At 62.0% G+C, this 20,818-nt stretch carries 28 protein-coding genes and 2 pseudogenes; 13 read left to right on the forward strand and 17 right to left on the reverse strand.

The window, feature by feature from the left end:
* Positions 1–4: 4 nt before the first annotated feature.
* The 3 genes from SNOV_RS14390 to SNOV_RS14400 form a co-directional block, all read right to left on the reverse strand.
* Positions 5–1,600 carry a phytoene desaturase family protein gene (locus SNOV_RS14390; protein ID WP_013167683.1) on the reverse strand — a complete coding sequence of 532 codons (1,596 nt, stop codon included), beginning with the start codon at positions 1,598–1,600 and terminating at the stop codon, positions 5–7.
* Between the two features lie 69 nt (positions 1,601–1,669).
* On the reverse strand, positions 1,670–2,047 hold the full coding sequence (locus SNOV_RS14395) for a nuclear transport factor 2 family protein (RefSeq protein WP_013167684.1): 378 nt from the start codon (positions 2,045–2,047) through the stop codon (positions 1,670–1,672).
* A gap of 19 nt (positions 2,048–2,066) precedes the next feature.
* Complete coding sequence (locus SNOV_RS14400; protein WP_013167685.1) at positions 2,067–2,831, reverse strand: IclR family transcriptional regulator; 765 nt, start codon at positions 2,829–2,831, stop codon at positions 2,067–2,069.
* Positions 2,832–2,969: 138 nt separating this feature from the next.
* On the opposite strand from SNOV_RS14400, the gene SNOV_RS14405 reads away from it, so the two are divergent.
* Positions 2,970–4,409, forward strand: coding sequence for an NAD-dependent succinate-semialdehyde dehydrogenase (locus tag SNOV_RS14405; protein ID WP_013167686.1), 1,440 nt, complete (start codon positions 2,970–2,972; stop codon positions 4,407–4,409).
* Positions 4,410–5,417: 1,008 nt separating this feature from the next.
* On the opposite strand, the gene SNOV_RS14410 is transcribed toward SNOV_RS14405, so the two are convergent.
* Positions 5,418–6,023, reverse strand: a complete 606-nt coding sequence (locus SNOV_RS14410) for a hypothetical protein (protein WP_013167687.1) — start codon at positions 6,021–6,023, stop codon at positions 5,418–5,420.
* Between the two features lie 388 nt (positions 6,024–6,411).
* Here SNOV_RS14410 and SNOV_RS14415 point away from each other — a divergent pair, with 388 nt between their 5' ends.
* Positions 6,412–7,560 (forward strand): site-specific DNA-methyltransferase, encoded by a 1,149-nt coding sequence (locus SNOV_RS14415; RefSeq protein ID WP_049785736.1) that lies wholly within the window; start codon positions 6,412–6,414, stop codon positions 7,558–7,560.
* On the opposite strand, the gene SNOV_RS23090 is transcribed toward SNOV_RS14415, so the two are convergent.
* Together SNOV_RS23090 and SNOV_RS14420 are read right to left on the reverse strand one after the other, a co-directional pair.
* Complete coding sequence (locus tag SNOV_RS23090) at positions 7,488–7,730, reverse strand: BrnA antitoxin family protein (protein WP_013167688.1); 243 nt, start codon at positions 7,728–7,730, stop codon at positions 7,488–7,490. The two genes, SNOV_RS14415 and SNOV_RS23090, sit on opposite strands and share 73 nt — an antisense overlap.
* Positions 7,731–8,209: 479 nt before the next feature.
* Positions 8,210–8,389: a hypothetical protein gene (locus SNOV_RS14420; protein ID WP_144295995.1), complete on the reverse strand. Its 180-nt coding sequence runs from the start codon at positions 8,387–8,389 to the stop codon at positions 8,210–8,212.
* A gap of 40 nt (positions 8,390–8,429) precedes the next feature.
* On the opposite strand from SNOV_RS14420, the gene SNOV_RS23530 reads away from it, so the two are divergent.
* A complete protein-coding gene (locus SNOV_RS23530; RefSeq protein WP_144295996.1) occupies positions 8,430–8,852 on the forward strand; it encodes a hypothetical protein in 423 nt (140 codons plus the stop codon).
* A gap of 472 nt (positions 8,853–9,324) precedes the next feature.
* Here SNOV_RS23530 and SNOV_RS23535 read toward each other — a convergent pair.
* Positions 9,325–9,454: pseudogene (locus SNOV_RS23535) on the reverse strand (IS3 family transposase); the annotation flags it as partial.
* 473 nt (positions 9,455–9,927) lie between these two features.
* On the opposite strand from SNOV_RS23535, the gene SNOV_RS14435 reads away from it, so the two are divergent.
* The gene (locus SNOV_RS14435) at positions 9,928–10,140 is read left to right on the forward strand and encodes a hypothetical protein (protein WP_013166754.1); all 213 of its coding nucleotides are present in this window, start codon (positions 9,928–9,930) and stop codon (positions 10,138–10,140) included.
* 96 nt (positions 10,141–10,236) lie between these two features.
* On the forward strand, positions 10,237–10,431 hold the full coding sequence (locus SNOV_RS24410; RefSeq protein WP_081440987.1) for a YodC family protein: 195 nt from the start codon (positions 10,237–10,239) through the stop codon (positions 10,429–10,431).
* A gap of 1,016 nt (positions 10,432–11,447) precedes the next feature.
* Here SNOV_RS24410 and SNOV_RS23100 read toward each other — a convergent pair.
* From SNOV_RS23100 to SNOV_RS14485, 10 genes are all read right to left on the reverse strand, one after another.
* Positions 11,448–11,774 carry a DUF6481 family protein gene (locus tag SNOV_RS23100; RefSeq protein ID WP_041782295.1) on the reverse strand — a complete coding sequence of 109 codons (327 nt, stop codon included), beginning with the start codon at positions 11,772–11,774 and terminating at the stop codon, positions 11,448–11,450.
* Between the two features lie 7 nt (positions 11,775–11,781).
* Positions 11,782–11,976, reverse strand: a complete 195-nt coding sequence (locus tag SNOV_RS14450; RefSeq protein WP_013167691.1) for a hypothetical protein — start codon at positions 11,974–11,976, stop codon at positions 11,782–11,784.
* Positions 11,977–12,018: 42 nt separating this feature from the next.
* Positions 12,019–12,243: a hypothetical protein gene (locus tag SNOV_RS14455; RefSeq protein WP_013167692.1), complete on the reverse strand. Its 225-nt coding sequence runs from the start codon at positions 12,241–12,243 to the stop codon at positions 12,019–12,021.
* A 107-nt stretch (positions 12,244–12,350) separates the two neighbouring features.
* A complete protein-coding gene (locus SNOV_RS14460) occupies positions 12,351–12,560 on the reverse strand; it encodes a cold-shock protein (protein ID WP_013167693.1) in 210 nt (69 codons plus the stop codon).
* Positions 12,561–12,738: 178 nt separating this feature from the next.
* Positions 12,739–13,017 (reverse strand): 30S ribosomal protein S21, encoded by a 279-nt coding sequence (gene rpsU / locus SNOV_RS23105; RefSeq protein ID WP_013167694.1) that lies wholly within the window; start codon positions 13,015–13,017, stop codon positions 12,739–12,741.
* 411 nt (positions 13,018–13,428) lie between these two features.
* Positions 13,429–13,656: a hypothetical protein gene (locus SNOV_RS23540; RefSeq protein WP_144295997.1), complete on the reverse strand. Its 228-nt coding sequence runs from the start codon at positions 13,654–13,656 to the stop codon at positions 13,429–13,431.
* 291 nt (positions 13,657–13,947) lie between these two features.
* Positions 13,948–14,775 carry a transglutaminase-like domain-containing protein gene (locus tag SNOV_RS14470; protein WP_013167695.1) on the reverse strand — a complete coding sequence of 276 codons (828 nt, stop codon included), beginning with the start codon at positions 14,773–14,775 and terminating at the stop codon, positions 13,948–13,950.
* Between the two features lie 124 nt (positions 14,776–14,899).
* Positions 14,900–15,292, reverse strand: a complete 393-nt coding sequence (locus tag SNOV_RS14475; protein WP_013167696.1) for a hypothetical protein — start codon at positions 15,290–15,292, stop codon at positions 14,900–14,902.
* Between the two features lie 75 nt (positions 15,293–15,367).
* Positions 15,368–16,993, reverse strand: coding sequence for a chaperonin GroEL (gene groL, locus SNOV_RS14480; protein WP_013167697.1), 1,626 nt, complete (start codon positions 16,991–16,993; stop codon positions 15,368–15,370).
* A 47-nt stretch (positions 16,994–17,040) separates the two neighbouring features.
* Positions 17,041–17,358: a co-chaperone GroES gene (locus tag SNOV_RS14485; RefSeq protein WP_013167698.1), complete on the reverse strand. Its 318-nt coding sequence runs from the start codon at positions 17,356–17,358 to the stop codon at positions 17,041–17,043.
* A 589-nt stretch (positions 17,359–17,947) separates the two neighbouring features.
* Here SNOV_RS14485 and SNOV_RS14490 point away from each other — a divergent pair.
* From SNOV_RS14490 to SNOV_RS14520, 8 genes and pseudogenes are all read left to right on the forward strand, one after another.
* Positions 17,948–18,280 carry a hypothetical protein gene (locus tag SNOV_RS14490; RefSeq protein ID WP_013167699.1) on the forward strand — a complete coding sequence of 111 codons (333 nt, stop codon included), beginning with the start codon at positions 17,948–17,950 and terminating at the stop codon, positions 18,278–18,280.
* Between the two features lie 52 nt (positions 18,281–18,332).
* Entirely contained in the window at positions 18,333–18,578 is a 246-nt protein-coding gene (locus tag SNOV_RS14495; RefSeq protein WP_013167700.1) for a hypothetical protein, read from the forward strand.
* 51 nt (positions 18,579–18,629) lie between these two features.
* The gene (locus SNOV_RS14500; protein WP_013167701.1) at positions 18,630–18,911 is read left to right on the forward strand and encodes a DUF1488 family protein; all 282 of its coding nucleotides are present in this window, start codon (positions 18,630–18,632) and stop codon (positions 18,909–18,911) included.
* Positions 18,912–19,008: 97 nt separating this feature from the next.
* Positions 19,009–19,374, forward strand: a pseudogene (locus SNOV_RS14505) (fatty acid desaturase); the annotation flags it as partial.
* A 215-nt stretch (positions 19,375–19,589) separates the two neighbouring features.
* Complete coding sequence (locus tag SNOV_RS14510) at positions 19,590–19,802, forward strand: cold-shock protein (RefSeq protein ID WP_013167702.1); 213 nt, start codon at positions 19,590–19,592, stop codon at positions 19,800–19,802.
* Between the two features lie 196 nt (positions 19,803–19,998).
* Positions 19,999–20,127 carry a hypothetical protein gene (locus tag SNOV_RS24260; RefSeq protein ID WP_013167703.1) on the forward strand — a complete coding sequence of 43 codons (129 nt, stop codon included), beginning with the start codon at positions 19,999–20,001 and terminating at the stop codon, positions 20,125–20,127.
* Between the two features lie 9 nt (positions 20,128–20,136).
* Complete coding sequence (locus SNOV_RS14515) at positions 20,137–20,394, forward strand: hypothetical protein (protein WP_013167704.1); 258 nt, start codon at positions 20,137–20,139, stop codon at positions 20,392–20,394.
* Positions 20,395–20,425: 31 nt separating this feature from the next.
* A complete protein-coding gene (locus tag SNOV_RS14520) occupies positions 20,426–20,761 on the forward strand; it encodes a hypothetical protein (RefSeq protein WP_013167705.1) in 336 nt (111 codons plus the stop codon).
* The last annotated feature ends 57 nt before the right edge of the window (positions 20,762–20,818 follow it).

Raw genomic sequence — 20,818 nt, forward strand, 5'->3', positions numbered from 1 at the left:
CGAACTAGTGCGTCGGGCGGAAGTCGCCGAGCATCTTCCGGCTGGCGTTGTAGCCGGTTAGACCGCTCATGAAGTTGCCGGGCCAGTTGCCGACGCCGCACATGAAGAGCCCCTCGATCGGGGTGGTGTAATTCGCGCAGCCCGGCATGGGGCGCGCGTCGAAGATGCGTCCGGGCACGATGTCGCCATGGGCGCCATTGCCCTCGGTCATGCCGTAGTTCCGCTCGAGATCGACCGGCGTGTAGACGCTGATGCCCTCGATGATGTCCTTGATGTTGCCGATGTTCCGGCTGAGCGTTTCGACGACGGCGTTGCCTAGCGCCTCGCGCTGGTCATCCCAACTGCCGTTGGACAGATGATAGGGCGTGCCGCGCACGCTCAGACTCATGAAGTGGCAGCCGGGCGGCGTCATGTTGGGGTCGGCCGCCGACGACACTACGCCCGAGATCGTCACATGCGGCGACCAGCGGCCCATAGCGGCCTCGTTGTAGCTCTCCTGCAGCACGTCGATGCTCGGCACCACGCGGAAATTGGTGCCGAGGAACTGGGTGTTTTCCTCGTCATTCCCGGCGCGGTTGAAGCGCGGCGTGCCCTTGAGGGCGAGGTGCACCTTGGACGACGAGCCATGCATCGTCAGCTTCCGGGCCCGCTCCTCGATCTCGGGCGGCAACTGGTTCGCAGGCACCAGCTTGGTCAACACCGTCTTGGGGTTGATGTTCGCCAGCACGCGCGCGGCTTCGATTTCCTCGCCGCTTTCCAGCACGACGCCCTTCACCTTGCCGTTGTCGCAAAGCAGTTCGCGCACCGGCGCTTCTAGACGGATTTCGACGCCGAGGCTCTCATTGGCCCGCGCCATCGCCTGCGTGACGGCGCCCACGCCGCCGATCGGCGACGCGTTCTTCATCATGAGTTCGTTGCTCTCGAAGACCACGCCGCTGCGGCGCATCGACTCTTCCTGCAGCGGACGCTGCAGCAGGATGTAGCCGCTACCGGGCGTACGCGGACCGACGAGATTGGTGGCCATCGCGGTGCCGGCAAGGAAGGACTTCAGCCACGGCGACTTCAGATGGCGGTCCAGCACGTCGGCGACGCTGCCGAACATGACGAGGTTGAACGCTTCCTTGTCGGCGGGCTCGACGAAGCGGGCCGCAACCTCTTCAAGCGAGGGGGCGGGGTCGTAGAACGACACGCCCATCTTCTTCGCCACGTTCTGATAGAACTGCATAACGTCGGAGAAGCCTTGCATGTCGCCCGGCTCCGCCAGCCGCTCCATCTCGGCGCGACGGCGCTCACGCTCGGGCCACATGACCAGCGCATCGCCATTGGAAAACAGCGTCAGCGAGTTGAGGTCGGGATGGGTCAGCCTCAGTCCGTGCTTTTCCAACTCCATGTCGCCGGCAATACGCGGATCGAGGCTGTGGCAGGAATTGGCGATGCTGCTGCCACGATACCCCGGAAACACTTCCTCGGTGATGCAGGTGCCGCCGACCTGATGGCTGCGCTCCAGCATCAGCACCTTCAGCCCCGCACGCGCGAGATAGAAACCCGCGACCAGCCCGCTATGGCCGGCACCAACGATAATCACGTCATATTTCGACATTTTGTTCGTCTCAATCTCAGGAATGCCGCCGGAGCAGCCTTCTGTCGGAACGCGCGAAATTTCGATCGATTACAGCGGCTTGATGGTGCGGGACGCGATCCGCCAGCCCTCAGGGGTCTTCTTCAGGATGTCGGTGTACTCGGCCGCGGCCATCGACTTGTCCGCCCGTTGCGACAGCGCCTTGCACAGGGCCTCAACGGTGCCATCCTCGCGGCTGGACAGCAGAAGATTGGTAATGTGGTGGCTGAGCGAGGGAGCCGGAAAGCTCCTGAACGCAGTCTTCAGTTCTTCCAGCCCATTCGCGGCCAGTCGTCCCGGATTGCTGAACTGGATGTCCTCTGCAAACAACTCGCCCATCCGGTCATATTCCTTGGAATCGAGGATGTAGGCGACCTTGTGGAGGATGTCGGTGATATCGGTCCGGTCGATCTCGGCAATGCGGGCCATGTCATTACTTCCGTACATTCTAGGAGGCTTCGGAAAACTCGGCGGCGACGCGCTTGGTCGCCTCGATCACAGCGGTCAGGCGATCCTGATCGAAACGGTGATCGGGGATGACGGCGGCGAGGGCGCCGACCAGCTTGCCCCGGATGAAAACGGGAGCCGCGACCGACCATGAGCCGCCGGTGGATTCATGATGGCTGAAGCCGTAGCCCTGCGTCCGGGTCAGCGCCAACTCCGCCTTCAGCTCCTCGACAGTCCGGTCCCGCTGGCCGGGAATCTCGAAGCTATTGAGATCACCGAGAATGTCGTCGACGGCCTCGTCACTAAACGCCAGCAACGCCTTTCCCGCCGCACCGCGGTAAATCTTTCCCTTCTCGCCAGTAAGGCGGACACGCCGCACCAACTGGCTGGATTCGGCGGAATCGATGCAAAGGCGCTCATCGCCCATTTGCACGAAGAAAGCGGATGTCTCGTCCAACTCTGAGCAGAGAGCGCTGGTCGACTCCGCCGCCAGCATCCGCAGCGGCGCCCAGCGATCCGTCTGGTGCAGCAGGGTCGTCAGGGCCAACCCTGCGACATAGCGGTTATTGCTTCCCTGAGCCGCGAAGCCATGGGTCACCAGCGTTCCGAGCAACCGGGACGCGGTGCTCACACTGATATTCGCCGCGGCTGCCATCTCAGAAAGATTTTTCCCCTTCCGATCCAGCGCGGAAAGCAGGGCCAGCGCCCGAGCTACGGAGCGCACGCCCGACTTGTCTTCACTGCCCGACTTGTCTTCATTTTCCATGTGGCGAAAACCTATTTTCATTTTTAACGCTAAGAGCCTCACCTATGTCTTGTCAATCGATTTCCTCTCTACGAAAATCAGATTCCGCAGAGTGGAAACATTTTGATCGACCTGCCTATCAACGGAGCAGCACCGGCCATGTTCGAATACCCCGACACGAAACTCCTGATTGACGGTTCCTGGTCCGAAGGCGCAACGGGCAAGACAGTCGGGGTCGTAAACCCCGCGACCGAGGCGGTCATTGGCCAGGTCGCCCATGCCAGCCGGGATGATCTCGATCGGGCATTGGCCGCCACCGAGCGCGGCTTCGCCGTCTGGTCGACGACTTCGGCCTTCGAACGGTCGAAGATCATGCGCAAGGCTGCGGAACTGTTGCGCGAGCGCGCGGATCAGATCGCCGCAATCATGACCCTGGAACAGGGCAAGCCGCTCGCCCAATCAAAGGCCGAGACCCTTGGCGCGGCCGACACGATCGACTGGTTTGCCGAAGAGGCGCGACGCACCTACGGACAGGTTATTCCCGCCCGCGCTGCGGGGATCACTCAGCTCGCGCTCAAGACGCCGGTCGGACCGGTCGCGGCTTTCACGCCCTGGAACTTCCCGATCAACCAGATCGTGCGCAAGCTTTCGGCTGCGCTGGCGGCGGGATGCTCGATCATCGTCAAGGCGCCGGAGGAAACGCCGGCCTCTCCGGCCGAACTCGTCCGCTGCTTCCTCGATGCGGGCCTGCCGGCTGGCGTGGTCGGCCTCGTCTATGGCAATCCCGCCGAGATTTCCGAGTACCTGATCGCGCACCCGACGATCCGCAAGATTTCCTTCACCGGTTCGACGCCGGTCGGCAAGCATCTGGCGGCGCTGGCAGGTGCGCATATGAAGCGCGCGACGATGGAGCTGGGAGGTCATGCGCCGGCCATCGTGATGGAGGACGCCGATCTCGACCTCGCCATCCCGCAGCTTGTGACACACAAGTTGCGGAACGCCGGTCAGGTTTGTGTCTCGCCCACGCGCTTCCTTGTCGCGGAGAGCGTCGCCGATAAATTCATGGAGGGCTTTGTCGAGGCTGCCGGAAAAGTCGTGGTCGGCGACGGATCCGAGCCGGGCGTTGAGATGGGCCCGCTGGCCAATGATCGCCGGATCTTCGCTTTGGAAGCGATGATCGCCGATGCCGTCGATCGCGGCGCCAAAGTCGCTCTGGGAGGAAGGCGGATCGGCAGTATGGGCTACTTCTTCCAGCCTACCGTGCTGACCGAGGTGCCGACCGATGCGGCAATCATGAATGACGAGCCGTTCGGGCCCATCGCGATCATCAACCGCTACGGCTCGCGCGACGAGATCATAACCGAGGCCAACCGCCTGCCTTTCGGGCTCGCCTCCTACGCCTACACGCGCTCCGCCGCACATCAGGAGGCGCTGAAGTCGGTCAGGGCTGGGATGATGTCGGTGAACCATCTCGGTCTCGGCAGCCCCGAACTGCCCTTCGGCGGCATCATGGATTCCGGCTATGGCTCCGAGGGCGGCTCCGAAGCCATTGAAGCCTATCTCGACACCCGCCTGTTCACGGCAGCCAACGGCCAGTGAGCTAACGCCCCCCTTCCAACCCATCGTCCCGAACCGCCTCGTCATATATCGATGACTGAAGGGCCGGCTGTTCGGGACGATCGGCTGCGCAATTTCCGCTTTTCGAACTGTCATTCAACGTCCGCTTCTGGCGAAACCATGAGCTCGGGAGCCGTGAACGGCACGTCTGCATTCGGGAAATCGCTAATCCGATCTCTACGGCCGAGATGAGGGCGCAAAGCGGACGTCGCTGAAATGGCAGTCGAGGGTCAGCTAAGGGTCAAAAGCGAAAGTGTCACCTTAGCCGCAAGACTACAGCGCCAAGCAACTAGTCGAGCACCAAACCAAGGCGACTTCCCATACCGGACGCCGATTGGTGTTTCGGTAATCTTGCTCGGCGAATTCGCGGTTCGAACCCGCGGTGCGCTTTTTTTCTTGCGAAACCGGACTGCGTCGCCACCCGCGAGAGAATATCCTCGATGGCCTCAACCAAGCGGCCCTTTTCAGAGTGAAATCTGACGCCATGGAGAAGGCCGGGAACCGGAAAAGTGCCGCATTTTCCGGCGGTTGTCGCGGTGCGCTAGAGGCCAAATGTTCGGCGATATCAATTACTTGACTGGCTGGCGGAGGAGCTAGTCCTCTGCGAACCTGTCTCTCCTCAATTCCCTGTTTGGAGAGAAAACAGGGGGCATCCATACGGTCCGTCGCAGGCGTTCTTGCGGGATAATGGTGAGGTTTCTGTTTGCAGAGAATGAGTTGCCGCCTGGGCGCCATTCGAGCAGCGGAATCCGAGGTGGGATCACAGTGCTGTTTGGCGGGATCGGATTGTGATTTGCCGGGACGGCATTGTCAGCTGCTATCAGCGAGGTGCACCTAAGCGACCGGAAGCCGACGCTCGCCGGCTACGAGGTGCTGCGCGGCGAGCATCGGGTGTTCTTTGCCTCGATGGAGGTGCGCTTAGGCGTTCGGTGCTGACGGATCTCTCCCGCCGAACAAGGCCATGAGTTGGTCGTTGGACCTTTCACTTCATTAGTCGTCGGCGTTGCGCCGATCGCGCAAATAGTTGTCGATCTCGTGCTCTCGACAGAAGGTGTCGTACTCAGCTCGAAGATCCTCGTAAAACGTCCGCAGTTGGTCGGTTGTCAGTCGCAGCCTGAAACACGCGCCTTCTTCGCTGTAACCATCCGAGTGGTTGAACGTACCCGTATCCACGCCGACGAGGATCTCGATTGGCCGCTTGAGGCTGCGCAGCTCTCTCGTCGACCTCGGATCTGGATCAGACGATGACGAGCTTCTGTGCCAGCTGATGCTTTCCTCTAACTCTTCAGGATCGAACGGAGAAATCTCGTTCGCGTAGACGGCGATGGCGACGGCAGGAGGCAGAGAGTACCAAACACCCGACTTACCGAAGTAGATAGCCTCGTGCAGCAGCGGCAGTAGGCTGCACCGATCAAGGTCACAGGCGCTAATGATGCCCTTTCGATCCGGGGGAACCAGGTGGTCGTCCCAAAAGAGAGCCGGATTCAGGATCGGTACATCCCGCCAACGACACGAGATGTCATAGTGGATCCAGCCGGTATCGAAGTAGCTATACAAAATCTCAAGCGACAAATGGTCGTTGCGTAGAATGGCCATGGTGGGTGATCTCGCTCGCCGAACGGCTTTGAGAACCAATGCTCAGTCATCTGACGAAGTCCAGCAGGCCGCTCGAATGCGGGGCCATCCCGCTCGCGCGACCCGCTGATTCGTGCGGAAGTGCTTCTCGAGCACCTGGGGCGACGGGGCCGACCGCAGATATCACGCGTTCGTGAAGGTGGGGGCAAGGTCGGCTTTTGAGGCCGACCTTTGAAAAATGGGTCCGTCAGCTTTGAAGGGTGCTTTGAAGAGGCCTTCAAAAGATCGCCATTTTTGAAATGTGGATTATGGGTATTTTATTACTGTAGGGGCGAGTTGCGTCTGCGCCGAAACATGAGCTTTCCTCCGATGCCGTCACCTTGAACCGGCGGCCTGGCTGGAGAACGTCATGGCTCTCGACAGAACTTTCGCCGCCTCGACGATCGAGATGCGCTCGATCGAGTCGCTGCGTCCCTATGCGGGCAACGCCCGCACCCATTCGCGCAAACAGATCGCGCAGATTGCCGAGAGCATCCGCCGCGTTGGCTTCACCAATCCGGTCCTGATCAGCGACGACGACAAGATCGTGGCCGGGCATGGACGCGTTCTCGCCGCCAGGGAGCTGCGCCTTCCAAGCGTACCGGTGGTGCGGCTCTCACATCTCAGCGCGGATGAACGGCGCGCCTATGTGCTGGCGGACAACAAGCTGGCGCTCAATGCCGGCTGGGACCGCGACATCCTGGCGATCGAGCTGCAGGCGCTGATCGACCTCGAATTCGATGTGACGGTGACAGGCTTCTCTCTGGCGGAGATCGACCTGATCCTCGACCAAACGCGCGAGGCCGCCACCGAGGGGCCGGATGAAGCCGACGAGGTTCCGGAGCGGCCGGCTGTCGCGGTGACGCGGTCGGGCGATTTGTGGTGCCTCGGTCGCCATCGCCTGCTGTGTGGTGATGCCCGTTCCGACGGTGATGTCCGCCGTCTTACCGGAAGCGCGCCGGTCGATCTGATCTTCACCGACCCGCCCTATAACGTACCGGTCGATGGCCACGTCAGTGGGCTCGGTGCCGTACGTCACCGTGAGTTCGCTTTCGCTTCTGGCGAGATGACGCGCGCCGAGTTCACGAGCTTCCTCACGATGACGCTTCAGAATGCCGCCTCGGTGGCGAAGGACGGTGCCATCGCCTTCGTATGCATGGACTGGCGGCATATGCGCGAGGTGCTGGATGCGGGCGAGGCCGTCTTCACGGAGCTGAAGAATCTGTGCGTCTGGAACAAGACCAATGGCGGCATGGGGACCTTCTACCGCTCGAAGCACGAGCTGGTCTTCGTCTTCAAGCTCGGCACCTCGATGAGTTCGCGCTGCGCCGATACAAGACGGGCGCGAAGGACTTCGAGTTTTTCGATCATGGGCGGCGGATTAACGCAGAGAACGTTGACAATCAACGGCGCGCCACGCCGTGGCCCTAGGCGCAGGCCTTCTTGCTACAGACCCGCCGCCTTCCGGAGCGCGGCATTGATGCGATCCTGCCAGCCAGGTCCATCCTCTTGGAAATGATCAAGCACATCCCGGTCGAGCCGGATGCTCACCATCTCCTTGGCACCGGGCAATGCCGGCGCCTTCCGGGGTTCGTCGGTCGCCAACGGCTTGGCAGTTGCAGATTTGAATGCCGCTTCGGCGGTGTCGCGGGCAGAGCCGGAGAACCGGCGGATAGACGGACGACCCATGGTGCTGACCTAACGTTGTCCGGTCGTGATTGTCGAGGTCATGCGCCAAGCCTGAACTCGACACGTGTCGACATCACGTCATCGTGCCTGGGCCGCGAAGCGCTCCAGGAGACTGGCGGCCGTCCGGACGTCCCCTGCAATGCCGCTCTGGGCGGCACGGGAGAGGTGGTCGATCGTCGAGAGGACGAAGAGGCTCTGTCCGTTGGGGTGAAGGTGGCTACGCATTTCGTGTAGCCGTCGAGCAGTGTCCGCAGGGTCGTTCCATCCTGAAGATGGATCGGCCGTGGAAACTGCGTTCTCCAATGCTGGGGGGATGTCATGTCGGTCGCACCATCGTTCACAAACGATAGTTGCCAAGGCATTTCTATGTCGTTACGGCTGCATTCCTTCGCCAGCCGACGCGAGGAGCCAGCGCCAAGGTGACAGGCAAAAGATCGGTGGCGTTGAACGCTTGGGGCGAGATAGCCATTTGCCGTCTTCTAGCCGACGGGGTGCCTCGCGCACCATGCGTGATGCGCCTTCATCCTGGTTTCATGGTCATAGTCGATGCGAATGCCCGCGGCATCAGTTAACCCCGCTTCGATCTCCGCGGCAATGACATGCCAATAGCGATCCACGGCGGCAGCCAGGGCCGCCCGTCGCAGATCGGTAGTTTCCATTCGATCGAGCTCGCATATGGCCCGAGCGCGGACTTCGATCATGCTGTTCATTCGGCACAATAGCGCGGGGAATGCGGCCGTTCCGCGATGCGGCGACGCCGGCGTGCAACCCAAACGCGCGCCATCCATTGCGCCAGATCCAACGCATGCTCTCTACTGGCCGCGCCGTCAGCAGCATTCTCGTGCGGGCAGCTCAGACTTGCCCACGCTGGTGGAGCAAGCGCACAAGCCGTTCTGTGACATCATTGAGGGCGACAGGATCCTCGCTCTGGCTCGCGCAAATGAGCTGATTGATAGTTGCCTCGATCTCTGGAGCGCTCTTCTCGGTGCTCGAGGCCAGAAACTCAATTGCAGCAACTACCGTGTCGAGCGTGCGCGGCGGGTGGCCTTGCAGCACGATTGGGACGCGACAGAGCTCTCTGGAGCCCTGCTCGGCATAGCTCTCGCCTCCTCGCTCGCGTAGAACACAACTGATCCAGCGGGGGAACTCTGTACACAAGTCAACATTATGTTGTGAGGGCGGCAAACGGAGGCACCAAGCGAATCTGCGCAGTGGTGGGGGTGAGGCGGTGCATCCGCACTTGGCAAACGGTGCCGTCGTCAAGGGTAAGTGAAGCCTCGCCCGATGAGGCGGCCAGAAACACCGATGCATCTGCCTGAACCCGGCCCACACCCTCGAACTCTCCGGTATGCGGACCGACCGTTTGGCGGAATATGCTCAACCAATATTCTGCCGTCGCAGCCCTGCCTCCCGAAGGGCGCAGCAGGCCCATACCATTCAGCCTTCGGGGAAACTCCACGGCCCTTCTCACACGTTGCAGGTGGTTAGGCGCGGCATCGACATCGCACCAAGCCTCCGCACGTCTGATAAGTTCCAGCGAAACGGAAATAACTGTGGCGAGGGCGGCTTTCGCGCCGGGGCTATCGATGTCTGGCCTGCTGCCGGTGGCAAGCTGGTCGTGGACGAAGTCCATCGTCCAGGTCTCGTTGCCGCGCGTCGCCCTGTGTCCGGTCCTCGCGCAACTTCGCCTTCTCCCGACGCTTTGGCGTCTTGTTACGAGGCCGGCGCCCGGCATGCCCAACAACGTCGCAGCGGTTATCAGAGTTCTCGAAGTCGCCGGGGCGACACGACTGACACCGAACTCCTAGAATGTAACCATGCCGCACCCTAGGAGGGCGGTATGACTAACATCAGCAACGCACTATCCAATCTTGAATTGGCTTTGGAGGGTCAATCTGCCGCCTTAGCCATGACCGAACGATCATCTGATCCGACAGAATGCATAAAGCTGATACACCGCGTCGAGCGGTCGTGGCAGCAGATGCTAGCCACGCATCGTAGGCTCATTCGGTTAGCCAAGGTGCTGGCCTAACAGCCGGCGTGGCCGTGCGCCCCGCTTGACGCCTACGGCCTCTTCGAACATCAATATCCCGCCCGTGACGCTGACAAGCATGTCGGCAGAGGCACCAGCGGCGTGAACCGACACACGCGCCTCAACTGGCAACGCAACGGTCATCAACTCCATAGGAGATCGACGATGCGTGCCGACATGTCAGAATCCACTATCCGCCGCCGCCTCGCCAAGGTTGGCTTCCGCCTGCAGAAGACGCCTGCGCACCATTGGACCCGCGCAGAGTTTGGGACCGGGTACGAGGTGGTCGATGAGGGCGACATGCTGATCCTGGGATGCTCTCAACGCCCCTATGACGCCACGCTCGAAGACGTGCGGACGTTCGTCGCGGGGCTGTGAGAAGCATATCTGGTGGCGCGGGAATTGCCCCGGATCCCGCCGCGCGCAGCTTGAGACCGGGCGTTTCGACCATGTAACGTTGCTACCAACGGGGGGATGAGCGAAGCAGAGCAGACGGAAGAGAAGCCGTTCAATCCTGGAGACGTGGTCCAACTGAAGTCTGGCGGCGCTAAGATGACGGTTGCATGGTGCGAGGATTACCAGGGTATTATAAGCGTGTTCTGCCATTGGTTTGCAACCGCATGCCGCCGTGGAAAAAGGATGAGGATCTCTTCCCCGCCACTTCGGTGAACCTGATTGAGCGCTAAGCCGCAGCCTTACCCGGCGCCCGCGCCACTCTCGCGGAGTTTACCGCGAAAGATTGCACTCGCACACCATCACTCTTACCGCGCGTGACAGTGCCCTAATGGCATGCAAGATTAACCTAACGTTACCGCAAATTGCGGGACGGAGGGGGCAACAATGGCTTTCCAACCGATTACGGCGGTACAACGCCTTGCGCTGGCGAGACTTCGGGCCTGCGACGGCGCGCTTTCTTCGCTGACAGGCGTCAGCCAGACGACGGTCGACACCCTGCTTGCAATGGGGCTGGCGGAGGGCTCTGGAATAAATCTCAGCGGCCACGTCGTTTACCGGCTTACGGCTCGCGGCCGGGGGGCCTGCAACAGGTTCTCGCAGCTCGGCCTTTTGCCCATTTAGGCCCGCGGGGCCTTTACCAGCCTGAGGACTATCAAGGCTCCGGCCTCGGCACGGGCACCTTTCGCTACAATGCCGTCATGCATGGCCCAACCTTCAGCCTGGGCTGGCATTTTTGACTGAGAATTATCCTCATGACTCGCCTTCACGGTCGCAAGCTTGCTAAGGTGCAAGGTCATCAAGTCCTGTCGGAATCGGATTGGCCGAGCCGTGCCACCCTGGTGCTTTCAGTCTCAGTAGCCGGATCCGCGCCATCGCCGCTCGGCGTCCTGACGTCGCCGCTGGCCGGTTCGCATTGGGAGCATCGAATGCTCAGGTTTACGCGCATGAAGCTCTAGGCAACGGTGCGCGACCGCTGGCGCCCGTGCACATCATCGTAACGTCCGGACAATCCGGCGACGCCTCCGAATTTCCTGCAGCGGGCGTGTTCTTCGTTGCGCAGTCAGCCATCGCCCGAGAAGCGGGCGAAAGCCCATGATTTTCCTACGACATAACGCGTCCCTGGACATTGCGTATACCGTACAGGCCGCACGTGCCCGGCCTCATTCGAGATGCCGCCAGGGCGCTGCGCCGGCGCCGGGCACGCTCTTCGACGCCCCTGCTGCAGATCGCTATCGTATGCTGGATCGCCCAGCAGATGGCTCGGCGCGCAGTTTCCTTGCTGCGTAACGCGCATCGCGCCGCGCCTTGGCGCTGGCCTTATCTGCGGCGGCCTCCTGGGCATCGGCTTCCTGCCGAGCCTTTTCCTTCGCCGCTTCCGCTTTCTGCCGCTCGGCTTGCCGGGCTTTTCGCGCCTCGTCTATGGTCCGGCGTTCCATAGCTCTCGCAATAACCGCAGGATCATCGGCACCGGGACGAGCCGCAAGCTTCGCAAGCATGCGCGCCTTGGCAGCGACGGCTGTTTTCTGTCGGTCCTGGAAGTTATCGATGTTCTTCATCACCGCCCTATATCGTCGAGACCTGCTGTACTTTCGTCTCGTCGTCGATCATCGATTCGATGGCGCCAATGGCGATTTCGAGATTGGCGATTTTCTGAAGCGCCTTGTCCGACGGGACGGCATTGACTTCAGCCGCTGCGGCAAGCAGCTCGCGCTGTACGGCCAGCAGCCGGCTGCGGAGAGTCTCAAGCTTGGACGTCATGGGATCCGCTTACTTCGGCAATGAGGGGGCAACAGGCGGGCGCTATGGCTTGCGGCGCGTGCGCGGCGGCTTCGGCGCGCTTGTATCGACGGCGTGCTCGGCGGCCTCCTTTGCGAGCCGGGCCTCCCGCAGACGTGCGGTCTTGGCTTCACGAAGCGCAGCTTCCTGCTTGATCAGGGATTTGGCGATCCGAGAAGCGGCTTCAGCCTTGCTCTCGGTCTGGGACAGCTTCGGCTTGAAAGTCGGGTCACGCGCGGGCGCCATCATGCTCAAACTCCCTTCGCAAATGAAAAAGGCCGGGTCTCCCCGGCCTTCCCACAATTGCCTCAACGATCCGTGCCAGTACATCCGTGGTCAAAGATCGGAGGCAACAATCACACAGCCTGGAGGCTGCCGGCCGAGCTCTTGCCGCTTCGACGGTCCGTCTCGACCTCGTAGGAGATTTTCTGCCCTTCATTGAGGCCGACGAGGCCGGCCCGCTCCACCGCGGAAATATGGACGAACACATCCGGCCCGCCATTGTCGGGCTGAATGAAGCCAAAGCCCTTCTGTCCGTTGAACCATTTCACAGTACCTGCCGCCATGACGATATCCTTTCAGCCGACATAGAAATTCGAGCGCTCGCAGCCTCGCGAGCGTCATGTGAACATCGATTTGAGAGGAAGTTCGCTAAGGCGCAATCATGCGCAAGACAAAGTTCAACGTGCCAGATCGATGCGCTAATGTACATGGACCCAGTTAATATTACAAGTGCGGCCTGAATTATTTTTGTTCAGCTGGTCGAGATACGGGCTTGGCGCCGGCTCGACCGATAATCGGTTTCTTCTTCGGCGCGGCGATGAGGCCATCTCTCACGGCCTGCTTTCGCGCCAGCTTCTTGGCGCGCCGGATGGCTTCGGCGTCTTCGCGCTTGCGCCGCTCCGACGGCTTCTCATAAGCGCGGCGGGCCTTCATTTCCCGGAAGACGCCTTCGCGCTGCATCTTCTTCTTCAGAGCTCTCAAGGCCTGGTCGACATTGTTGTCGCGAACGAGAACCTGCAAGTTGTGTCCGATCACATGCAGCACGGCTGCTGACTAGCGACGCGTCGGAATTGACGGCGCCGTGTCCTACGGGCAGAGGCCGTTGAAGAATCGCTCAAGGGGGGCCAAGACACAGCTGTGCTTATGCGCTCCGGTTCCGCCACCGCCGACACGCAGCCAGGGCGATCTCCAGACCGGCCAACGAGTGGCGAGCTGCCAGATTGATGACGCCGACCTTTAGTTCGGCGGCAAATACCGGCCAGTACCGGTCGACGGCGTCTCCAAGTTCGCGATCGGAGCACAGGTCGCTCGCCCGCAACCCGATCTCGCATATCGCCCTAGCGCGACGTTCGATTGCTCCCACCGCGCGCAGTATCGGACGTTCGTCTCGGGGCAACGTGTACGGGCTCGGGTCGCGAGCGTTGCTCATCGTCAGCTTCGCAGTCGGCGGCTTGCCGTGACACGAATGACCGCCACATCCTGACCGAGATGATCCATCGCCGACAATTCGATGTCTGAACCGCTCGGCGGATGCGCATTCGCCCGTCCAAGCTCATCGAAGCACAGGCGCACCAAAGTCGCCCAGGCGGCATCGTCGTTGGCGAGCTCGAGCGGAGCATCCTTGTCCTCGCCAGTTCGTCGGAAACGATAGGTCGACACTTCATCTGCTCCCAGTCATGAACATTCGCGGACAGAGGCGGTGCCTAGCGCGGAGCGGCCACAGCTCGCCGCCGGAGCGAACTGACGATAAGGGAAGCGTGAGAGCAGAGGGACTGCGATATCGAAGGCGAAAGCCATCATCCATTCACCATACTATCACGTGCACGATCCCGAACGGCACACGTCGGCGTGATAGTGGTGGAATGAGCTATGAAGTTCCTATGGCCGGGGGCCTATTGAGGCCTTGACGTGCCCGCCCGCGGCCACCCGCCATTCCTGCTCTCCCCCGCTTCACCCATGACGAGCCTGGAGCGCCGCCTCGACCTCGTAGGTCCATACGCGGAATGATGTCAGCACATGCGGCCCGAAGGAATTGACGAGTGGCACATCGGCGGCATCCCGTCCGCGGGCCACCACAACCCGGCCCATCCGACGGGTATTGTTCCGCGGATCGAAAGTGTGCCATCTGCCATCGAGGAAGACCTCTATCCAGGCGCTGAAGTCCATGGGCTCTGCTGCCGGCACGCCGATATCGCCGAGATGGCCGTTGACGTAGCGCGCGGGAATGTTGAGGCAGCGGCAGAGCGCCACGGCAAGGTGGGCGTAGTCGCGACAGACGCCGACACGCTCGTGAAAGACCTCGAACGCCGTCCGGGTCGCGCGGGCCTGCATATAGTCGAAGCGGATATGCTGATGGACAAAATCGCAGACGGCCTGCACCCGGCTCCAGCCGGGAGTGAGCCCGCCGAACATGCCCCATGCCGATGCGCCTAGGTGGTCGGTTTCGCAGTAGCGGCTGCCCATGAGAAAGACGAGGCAATCGTCGGGCAGTTCCGAGATCGGGACTTCCCGGGCGCCGGGAAGCACCTCGTCGGGCTTGCCGTCATCCTCGATCGTGGCGTCGCCCCACATCGTCAACCCGCCCGCCGGCGCGATCAGCCTTCGGCATTCATTGCCGAAGAGATCCCGATAGGTCGAGCTCGCCACATGCGGCGTGGTCAGGAATGTCTCGGGCGCCCTGAGATCGGCGGCGCGATCCGGATGCGCCGACAACAGGCACAGCAGTGCTGTTGGCCGCTGGCAGGTGAGCGAGATTTCATAGCCGTACCGGATGAGCATGCGCTCTCACCTCTCGCTGAAGGGGGCAGGAAACGCGCGCGTTCGAGCTGACGCGATGTCGGCTGACTAGCAGCGAGCGTTGGTGGAGTTACCCCCCACGTTATGCTGCTCGACCCGAGACAGATCAGGTGGCGAGGGCCGTTGCGCAGCCTTCGACACCCCGACGGTCAGGCGTGGTCCGGCCGGGCATGATAGCCCAGCCGCCGGCCTCGACGAACTGGCGCTTCCTGTAATTGTCGGGGATCGCCTTGAACTCGGCGAGCCTCGCAGGCGCATCCGGCGCGGCGTTGAAACGCTCGACGCAGATGGCCGACGCCAGCTCCCCGCGCGCGACATCGCCTGCGGTTGCGGCCTCCGCGCGTGACGTGCCGCCAGTCACCCAGCCGCCCCAGTTGAACCCTATGATCATCGTGGCCGCCGCCGTGGCGACACAGGCCCATACGAGGATCATCTTGGAGGGCCGATAGTCGTCAATCCGCCGGCTGAGTGATGTCTTGGTGCTGCCCTGCATGGCCATTGGAAGTCTCCCCTGTCGGTCGATGGTGGAATTCAGCCGTCCGGCCATGCTGGCCGAACGATTCAGGCACGGTGCTCAGTAGCCCATGCCGCCATTGCCGGCCGGCGAGGCGGTCTCCTTGAAGGGAATGTCGGCGATCATCGCCTCTGCCGTGATTAGCAACGCCGCGATCGAGCAGGCGTCCTGCAGGGCAGTGCGCACCACCTTGGCGGGATCGACGATACCCGCCTTGATCATGTCGACATAGGTTTCTGTCTGCGCGTCGAAGCCCTGATTATGGTCCTTGCTGTCGGTGAGCCTGCCCACCACGAGCGAGCCTTCAACCCCCGCGTTCTCGGCAATCTGTCGGATCGGCGCCTCAAGCGCGCGGAGTACGATCAGGATGCCGGCCGTCACGTCGGCATTGCCGCCCGGCAGCGCGCGCAGGGCAGACCTGGCGCGCAGCAGCGCGACGCCGCCGCCGGGCACGATGCCTTCCTCGACGGCGGCGCGGGTGGCGTTCAGCGCATCGTCGATGCGATCCTTCTTTTCCTTGACCTCGATCTCTGTGGCACCGCCGACGCGGATGACGGCAACGCCGCCCGCGAGCTTGGCCAGACGCTCCTGCAGCTTCTCGCGGTCGTAGTCCGAGGTGGTCTCCTCGATCTGCGCCTTGAGCTGGGCGATGCGGGCCCCGATGGTTTTCTTCTTGCCGGCGCCGTCGATGATCGTCGTCGTTTCCTGCTCGATCAGAACGCGCTTCGCCCGGCCCAGCATGTCGATGGTGACATTCTCCAGCTTGATGCCGAGGTCATCGGAGATCATCTGGCCGGCCGTGAGGACCGCGATGTCTTCCAGCATGGCCTTGCGGCGGTCGCCGAAGCCGGGCGCCTTCACCGCCGCGACCTTGAGACCGCCGCGCAGCTTGTTGACGACGAGGGTGGCAAGCGCCTCACCCTCGACGTCCTCGGAGATGATCAGCAGCGGCCGGCCGGTCTGCACCACCGCTTCGAGGATCGGCAGCAGCCCCTGAAGATTGCCGAGCTTCTTCTCGTGGATGAGGACATAGGGGTCCTCCAGCTCCGCGCGCATCTTCTCGGTGTTGGTGATGAAGTAGGGCGAGAGGTAGCCGCGGTCGAACTGCATGCCCTCGACCACGTCGAGCTCGGTCTCGGCCGTGCGGGCTTCCTCGACCGTGATGACGCCCTCATTGCCGACCTTCTCCATCGCCTTGGCGATCATCTCGCCGACGGCGGCGTCGCCATTGGCGGCGATCGTGCCGACCTGTGCTATCTCGGCCGAGGACTCGACCTTCCGGGCGCGGGCCTGGATTTCCTTCACCACAGCGGCCACGCCGAGGTCGATGCCGCGCTTGAGGTCCATTGGGTTCATCCCGGCGGCGACCAGCTTGGCGCCTTCGCGCAGGATGGAGGCGGCGAGTACGGTGGCGGTGGTGGTGCCGTCGCCGGCGAGGTCGTTGGTCTTCGAGGCCACTTCGCGCACCATCTGGGCGCCCATGTTCTCGAACTTGTCGGCGAGCTCGATCTCCTTGGCGACGGCCACGCCGTCTTTGGTGATGCGCGGCGCGCCGTAGGCCTTGTCTATGATGACGTTGCGGCCTTTGGGGCCAAGCGTCACCTTGACGGCATTGTTGAGCAGCTCGACGCCGCGCAGCATTCGGTCGCGGGCGTCGGTGGAAAATCTGATTTCCTTGGCAGACATAACGCTTGTCCAGTTCGCTCTTGCAATCGGGGATTGGAAATCGGCCGTCAGGCGGCTTGCTTGCCCGTCGCTGCGGTCCTCTCGACGACGCCCAGGAGGTCGGCCTCCTTGATGATCAGGAGGTCCTCGCCGTCGATCTTCACCTCGGTGCCGGACCATTTGCCGAACAGGACGAGGTCGCCGGTCTGCACATCGAGCGGAACCAGCTTCCCGCTTTCGTCGCGCTGGCCGGGGCCGTGGGCGACGACCTCGCCCTGCTGCGGCTTTTCCTTCGCAGTGTCGGGAATGATGATCCCGTCCTCGGATACGGGATCGCCTTCCGAGCGCCGGATGACGACGCGGTCGTGGAGTGGCCGGAATTTCATCGGGGTTCTTTCTGCGGCCGGCGTATAGGGCGACCGCAGCCGCAATATAGCGCCTTTGGCACTCCGCCGATAGCAGTTCCAGAATTATAATTCAACACTGTGAAAATATTGGCGCATCATCTCCGATATTGCATTGGAAAAATGGACCTATCCGCGAGAAAAATAGATGCAATTGCGATGCGCTCGGTTGGGATTTTATTTTTAAGGTGCCGCCAATTATCGGCCAGAATATTGACGTTGTAGTGATGCGGCCTTGTATGAAATGAAATTAGGGCGTACTCATAAATCTGTTGATTTGGCCGAGTTGGCTTTCGCGGTGTCAGAGACTTCGACCCGCCATCACCACCAGGTTCCAACGACGGATGCGTGGCGCCGATCCGGCGTGTACGGCGCCCTGTTCGAATCTGGAACGCCTTCTACCGACCACGGATAGACTGGCGGTATGGGATCGTGCCGGGTTCTTCCACATCGGTTCGCGCCGTGTGTTTCGCCATTGCCTGATTTGGCTATCGACCACCATCCGACATCCGACGCAGGAGATCGCCGATCACATCGGCGAACGCCACATCTCAAAGGACCACAAGCCATCATGACCGCTACAAGCACCCCTCAGCGCAGTGCTCGCCCGATCCAGCGCGATGCCACGACGCATCTCTTTGCAATGGGGCAGGTCGTCCGACTCCGAGGTGGATACGGCGTCTTCACCTCCCGGTTCGGCGACATCTATCGCATCACCGGCATGCTGCCGCCGAGCGGGAATTTGCTGCAGTATCGCATCCGCAACGACGGCGAACTGCACGAGCGGGTTGCAACGGAGGACAGCCTGGAGCTGGTCCTCGCGCCAGCACCGGACGACGACGAGGCGCTCCGTGAGCGCACGTTCGGCATGACTCAACGGAAAGCGCGCAGCCGCTGGATATGAAAGGCCGAGAGTAACAGGCACCTGGCAGTGAAGGCGCCCGGGGAGAGCATCGATGAAGATCGTCATCGAATTCTATCGCATCCGACCGCAGGACGACGCGCATGCGGTCGTCGGTCGCGAGACGGAAGACGCTGCTGATCTCGATGCGGCGATCGAGCGAGCCCTGGCGCTGGCGCGGACCCTCGACATGCCGCAGCGACCGGACGCCCTGACGATCACCGACGCGCAGGGGAGAAGGCTCTACTCCTGCACGCTCGTCAACGTCTCAGACAATACGGGGACTCATCGCCATGAATGACAGCGGAGCCGAACCAGGACGGATGGCCGGCGCGGCCGTGACGTGGCCCTCATGATGCTGGCTTTTCCAAACCCGAGCCGCAGCTTCGACAGGACGCGTAACGCCGTCAGGTTCACCGGCTATGACGGCATGTTCGAGGTGCCGTTTTTCGTCGAGATTGGCGCGCTGGTGACGTCGGCCATCGAATTGCGCATGTCGGACACTCTGGAGGCGACGTCGCTTTCCGCCTTTGACGCCTCGCGCGCCTCCATCCACGCTGCCGCGTTCAAGATCTATTCGGGCGGGCGTCGCACCAACTACACCCTGACCGCCGCCGATCTCCGCCAGGAATGAACCGGCCGGTTGCCAGTTGACGTGCTCCCGCCGATTTAGGCCGGTCTGAACTGGAATTTTCCAGCAAAGACTGGTCCAGGAAACCGGAGGCAGGTCAATCGTGATCGCCGCCGCCGCGACCGGCGTCTGGCTGTTCTACGTGCAGCACCAATTCGAAGGTACGCACTGGGCCGGCAACGGGAACTGGGAATTCCACGAGGCGGCGTTGCATGGCAGCTCGCATTACGACCTGCCCGGCGTGCTGCGCTGGTTCACCGCCAATATCGGAATGCACCATGTGCATCATCTGTGCAGCCGCATTCCCTATTACCGCCTGCCGGAAGTGCTGCGCGACCACCCGGGCCTGCGCGACATCGGCCGCCTGACGCTCTGGGAGAGCTTCGGCTGCGTGCGGCTGACGCTGTGGGACCAGCGGCAGGGACGGCTCATTTCCTTTCAGGAAATGGATAAGCTCTATAGATAATTCGCCGCCAAATGCTGGGATTCGAAATTTAAAAATCTATTTACCCTTGTAATATTTTCGTCGATGTACATATTGATTTAGTCGATACACGGCGAGCAGAACGCTCTCCGCGCGGAAAATGCTTTCGCGCTACAGGTTCTATTTTCCCGAAAATGCGATTTCGACGGCGCGCATCCGTGCGGGCAAGCCAAAATACAATCATGAAAGGGTTTCCCATGACGACGGGAACCGTAAAATGGTTCAATTCCCAGAAGGGTTTTGGATTCATCGCGCCGGATGACGGTGGCAGCGATGCCTTCGTTCACATCAGCGCCGTTGAGCGTGCCGGCATGAGCGATCTGCGTGAAGGTCAGAAGGTGGACTTCGAGCTTGTCGCTGATCAGCGCAGCGGGAAGATGTCCGCGGACAAGCTTCAGTCACTCGGCTGATCGCCGATTGTTCGGAGCCTGGCTTCGGACCTCGCCGAGTGCGCATCGCCTTCCCGGCCGACCACGGATGTACTGGCGGCCGGCTGAGCGATGTCGCAGCGATTGGAGGCGCCCCCCGCCCTTCGGCCCTGCGCCTTCCCAAGGTCGCGGGGCTTTCGTTTTCCGAAGACATGTGAACGCGACAGGAGAAGTCCTCATGGCCAAGGGTCAGGTACGCGGCAATCGGGAAGCCAAGAAGCCGAAGAAGATCAAGGAGCCCGTGGCGGCGCCCGCCCTCTCCAAGGGAACGCCGGCCTCTATCGGGCTGCCGAAGAAGAAGGGCTGAGGCCGCGCCATGCACAGTCGGACCCGGGAGACCACCGTCACCTTCAGGCATCCGTTCAAGCTCAGCGCGTTCGAAAGCGCGCAGCCTGCGGGGACCTACCGGCTGGTGATCGACGAGGAAGAGATCCCCGACATCACCTTTCTGGCCTATCGGCGTTCCGCGACAATGCTGCACATACCCGCCATCGCCGCTTCCGGCTCCATCCAGGTCTTCACGATCAATTCCGAGGAACTGGCGAGGGCACTGGAAGCCGACCTGAAAGCGTGATCGCTGGTTAAATTCCAAGGAGACATCGGCCATGGACTATCTCGGCGGACTACGCGGCACCGGCCGTCTGCTTTGCGGGAACACCTCGGTCGCTCCGACGCGGTATGATTTCGACGGCTATCTCTCCAGCGGCGGACAGGTGACAAGCTGCGGCGAGATCCGCGTGCCCACCTCCGTGCTCCGGGAAGTGTTCGGCCGCGCCGACCTGCGGCTGCGCACCGTCGACGGCCGCCTGCTGCGCCTGCGCTTCTCCGAGAAGCGCCTGCCCTCGAGCTGCGACGGCGCCGCCCATGTCGATGTCACCGGCGACCTCCCCGCCGCCGGCGAATGGTGCGCCGACCGGGACGCCGCCCACCTCACGCCCTAGCTTGGCTCCGGACCCGCCCCGGCGAAGGTCCGCCCCGGCCGTCGGCCCATGCCTCTC

Origin of the sequence: Ancylobacter novellus DSM 506 (assembly GCF_000092925.1) — a bacterium.
GTDB lineage: Bacteria > Pseudomonadota > Alphaproteobacteria > Rhizobiales > Xanthobacteraceae > Ancylobacter > Ancylobacter novellus.

What these genes read in the sequence shown, in the direction of transcription:
- SNOV_RS14390 (WP_013167683.1), bottom strand. Translation starts at nt 1,600, where the DNA reads ATGTCGAAATATGACGTGATTATCGTTGGTGCCGGCCATAGCGGGCTG.
- SNOV_RS14395 (WP_013167684.1), bottom strand. Translation starts at nt 2,047, where the DNA reads ATGGCCCGCATTGCCGAGATCGACCGGACCGATATCACCGACATCCTC.
- SNOV_RS14400 (WP_013167685.1), bottom strand. Translation starts at nt 2,831, where the DNA reads ATGGAAAATGAAGACAAGTCGGGCAGTGAAGACAAGTCGGGCGTGCGC.
- SNOV_RS14405 (WP_013167686.1), top strand. Translation starts at nt 2,970, where the DNA reads ATGTTCGAATACCCCGACACGAAACTCCTGATTGACGGTTCCTGGTCC.
- SNOV_RS14410 (WP_013167687.1), bottom strand. Translation starts at nt 6,023, where the DNA reads ATGGCCATTCTACGCAACGACCATTTGTCGCTTGAGATTTTGTATAGC.
- SNOV_RS14415 (WP_049785736.1), top strand. Translation starts at nt 6,412, where the DNA reads ATGGCTCTCGACAGAACTTTCGCCGCCTCGACGATCGAGATGCGCTCG.
- SNOV_RS23090 (WP_013167688.1), bottom strand. Translation starts at nt 7,730, where the DNA reads ATGGGTCGTCCGTCTATCCGCCGGTTCTCCGGCTCTGCCCGCGACACC.
- SNOV_RS14420 (WP_144295995.1), bottom strand. Translation starts at nt 8,389, where the DNA reads ATGGAAACTACCGATCTGCGACGGGCGGCCCTGGCTGCCGCCGTGGAT.
- SNOV_RS23530 (WP_144295996.1), top strand. Translation starts at nt 8,430, where the DNA reads ATGCTGTTCATTCGGCACAATAGCGCGGGGAATGCGGCCGTTCCGCGA.
- SNOV_RS14435 (WP_013166754.1), top strand. Translation starts at nt 9,928, where the DNA reads ATGCGTGCCGACATGTCAGAATCCACTATCCGCCGCCGCCTCGCCAAG.
- SNOV_RS24410 (WP_081440987.1), top strand. Translation starts at nt 10,237, where the DNA reads ATGAGCGAAGCAGAGCAGACGGAAGAGAAGCCGTTCAATCCTGGAGAC.
- SNOV_RS23100 (WP_041782295.1), bottom strand. Translation starts at nt 11,774, where the DNA reads ATGAAGAACATCGATAACTTCCAGGACCGACAGAAAACAGCCGTCGCT.
- SNOV_RS14450 (WP_013167691.1), bottom strand. Translation starts at nt 11,976, where the DNA reads ATGACGTCCAAGCTTGAGACTCTCCGCAGCCGGCTGCTGGCCGTACAG.
- SNOV_RS14455 (WP_013167692.1), bottom strand. Translation starts at nt 12,243, where the DNA reads ATGATGGCGCCCGCGCGTGACCCGACTTTCAAGCCGAAGCTGTCCCAG.
- SNOV_RS14460 (WP_013167693.1), bottom strand. Translation starts at nt 12,560, where the DNA reads ATGGCGGCAGGTACTGTGAAATGGTTCAACGGACAGAAGGGCTTTGGC.
- SNOV_RS14470 (WP_013167695.1), bottom strand. Translation starts at nt 14,775, where the DNA reads ATGCTCATCCGGTACGGCTATGAAATCTCGCTCACCTGCCAGCGGCCA.
- SNOV_RS14475 (WP_013167696.1), bottom strand. Translation starts at nt 15,292, where the DNA reads ATGGCCATGCAGGGCAGCACCAAGACATCACTCAGCCGGCGGATTGAC.
- groL (WP_013167697.1), bottom strand. Translation starts at nt 16,993, where the DNA reads ATGTCTGCCAAGGAAATCAGATTTTCCACCGACGCCCGCGACCGAATG.
- SNOV_RS14485 (WP_013167698.1), bottom strand. Translation starts at nt 17,358, where the DNA reads ATGAAATTCCGGCCACTCCACGACCGCGTCGTCATCCGGCGCTCGGAA.
- SNOV_RS14490 (WP_013167699.1), top strand. Translation starts at nt 17,948, where the DNA reads ATGACCGCTACAAGCACCCCTCAGCGCAGTGCTCGCCCGATCCAGCGC.
- SNOV_RS14495 (WP_013167700.1), top strand. Translation starts at nt 18,333, where the DNA reads ATGAAGATCGTCATCGAATTCTATCGCATCCGACCGCAGGACGACGCG.
- SNOV_RS14500 (WP_013167701.1), top strand. Translation starts at nt 18,630, where the DNA reads ATGATGCTGGCTTTTCCAAACCCGAGCCGCAGCTTCGACAGGACGCGT.
- SNOV_RS14510 (WP_013167702.1), top strand. Translation starts at nt 19,590, where the DNA reads ATGACGACGGGAACCGTAAAATGGTTCAATTCCCAGAAGGGTTTTGGA.
- SNOV_RS24260 (WP_013167703.1), top strand. Translation starts at nt 19,999, where the DNA reads ATGGCCAAGGGTCAGGTACGCGGCAATCGGGAAGCCAAGAAGCCGAAG.
- SNOV_RS14515 (WP_013167704.1), top strand. Translation starts at nt 20,137, where the DNA reads ATGCACAGTCGGACCCGGGAGACCACCGTCACCTTCAGGCATCCGTTC.
- SNOV_RS14520 (WP_013167705.1), top strand. Translation starts at nt 20,426, where the DNA reads ATGGACTATCTCGGCGGACTACGCGGCACCGGCCGTCTGCTTTGCGGG.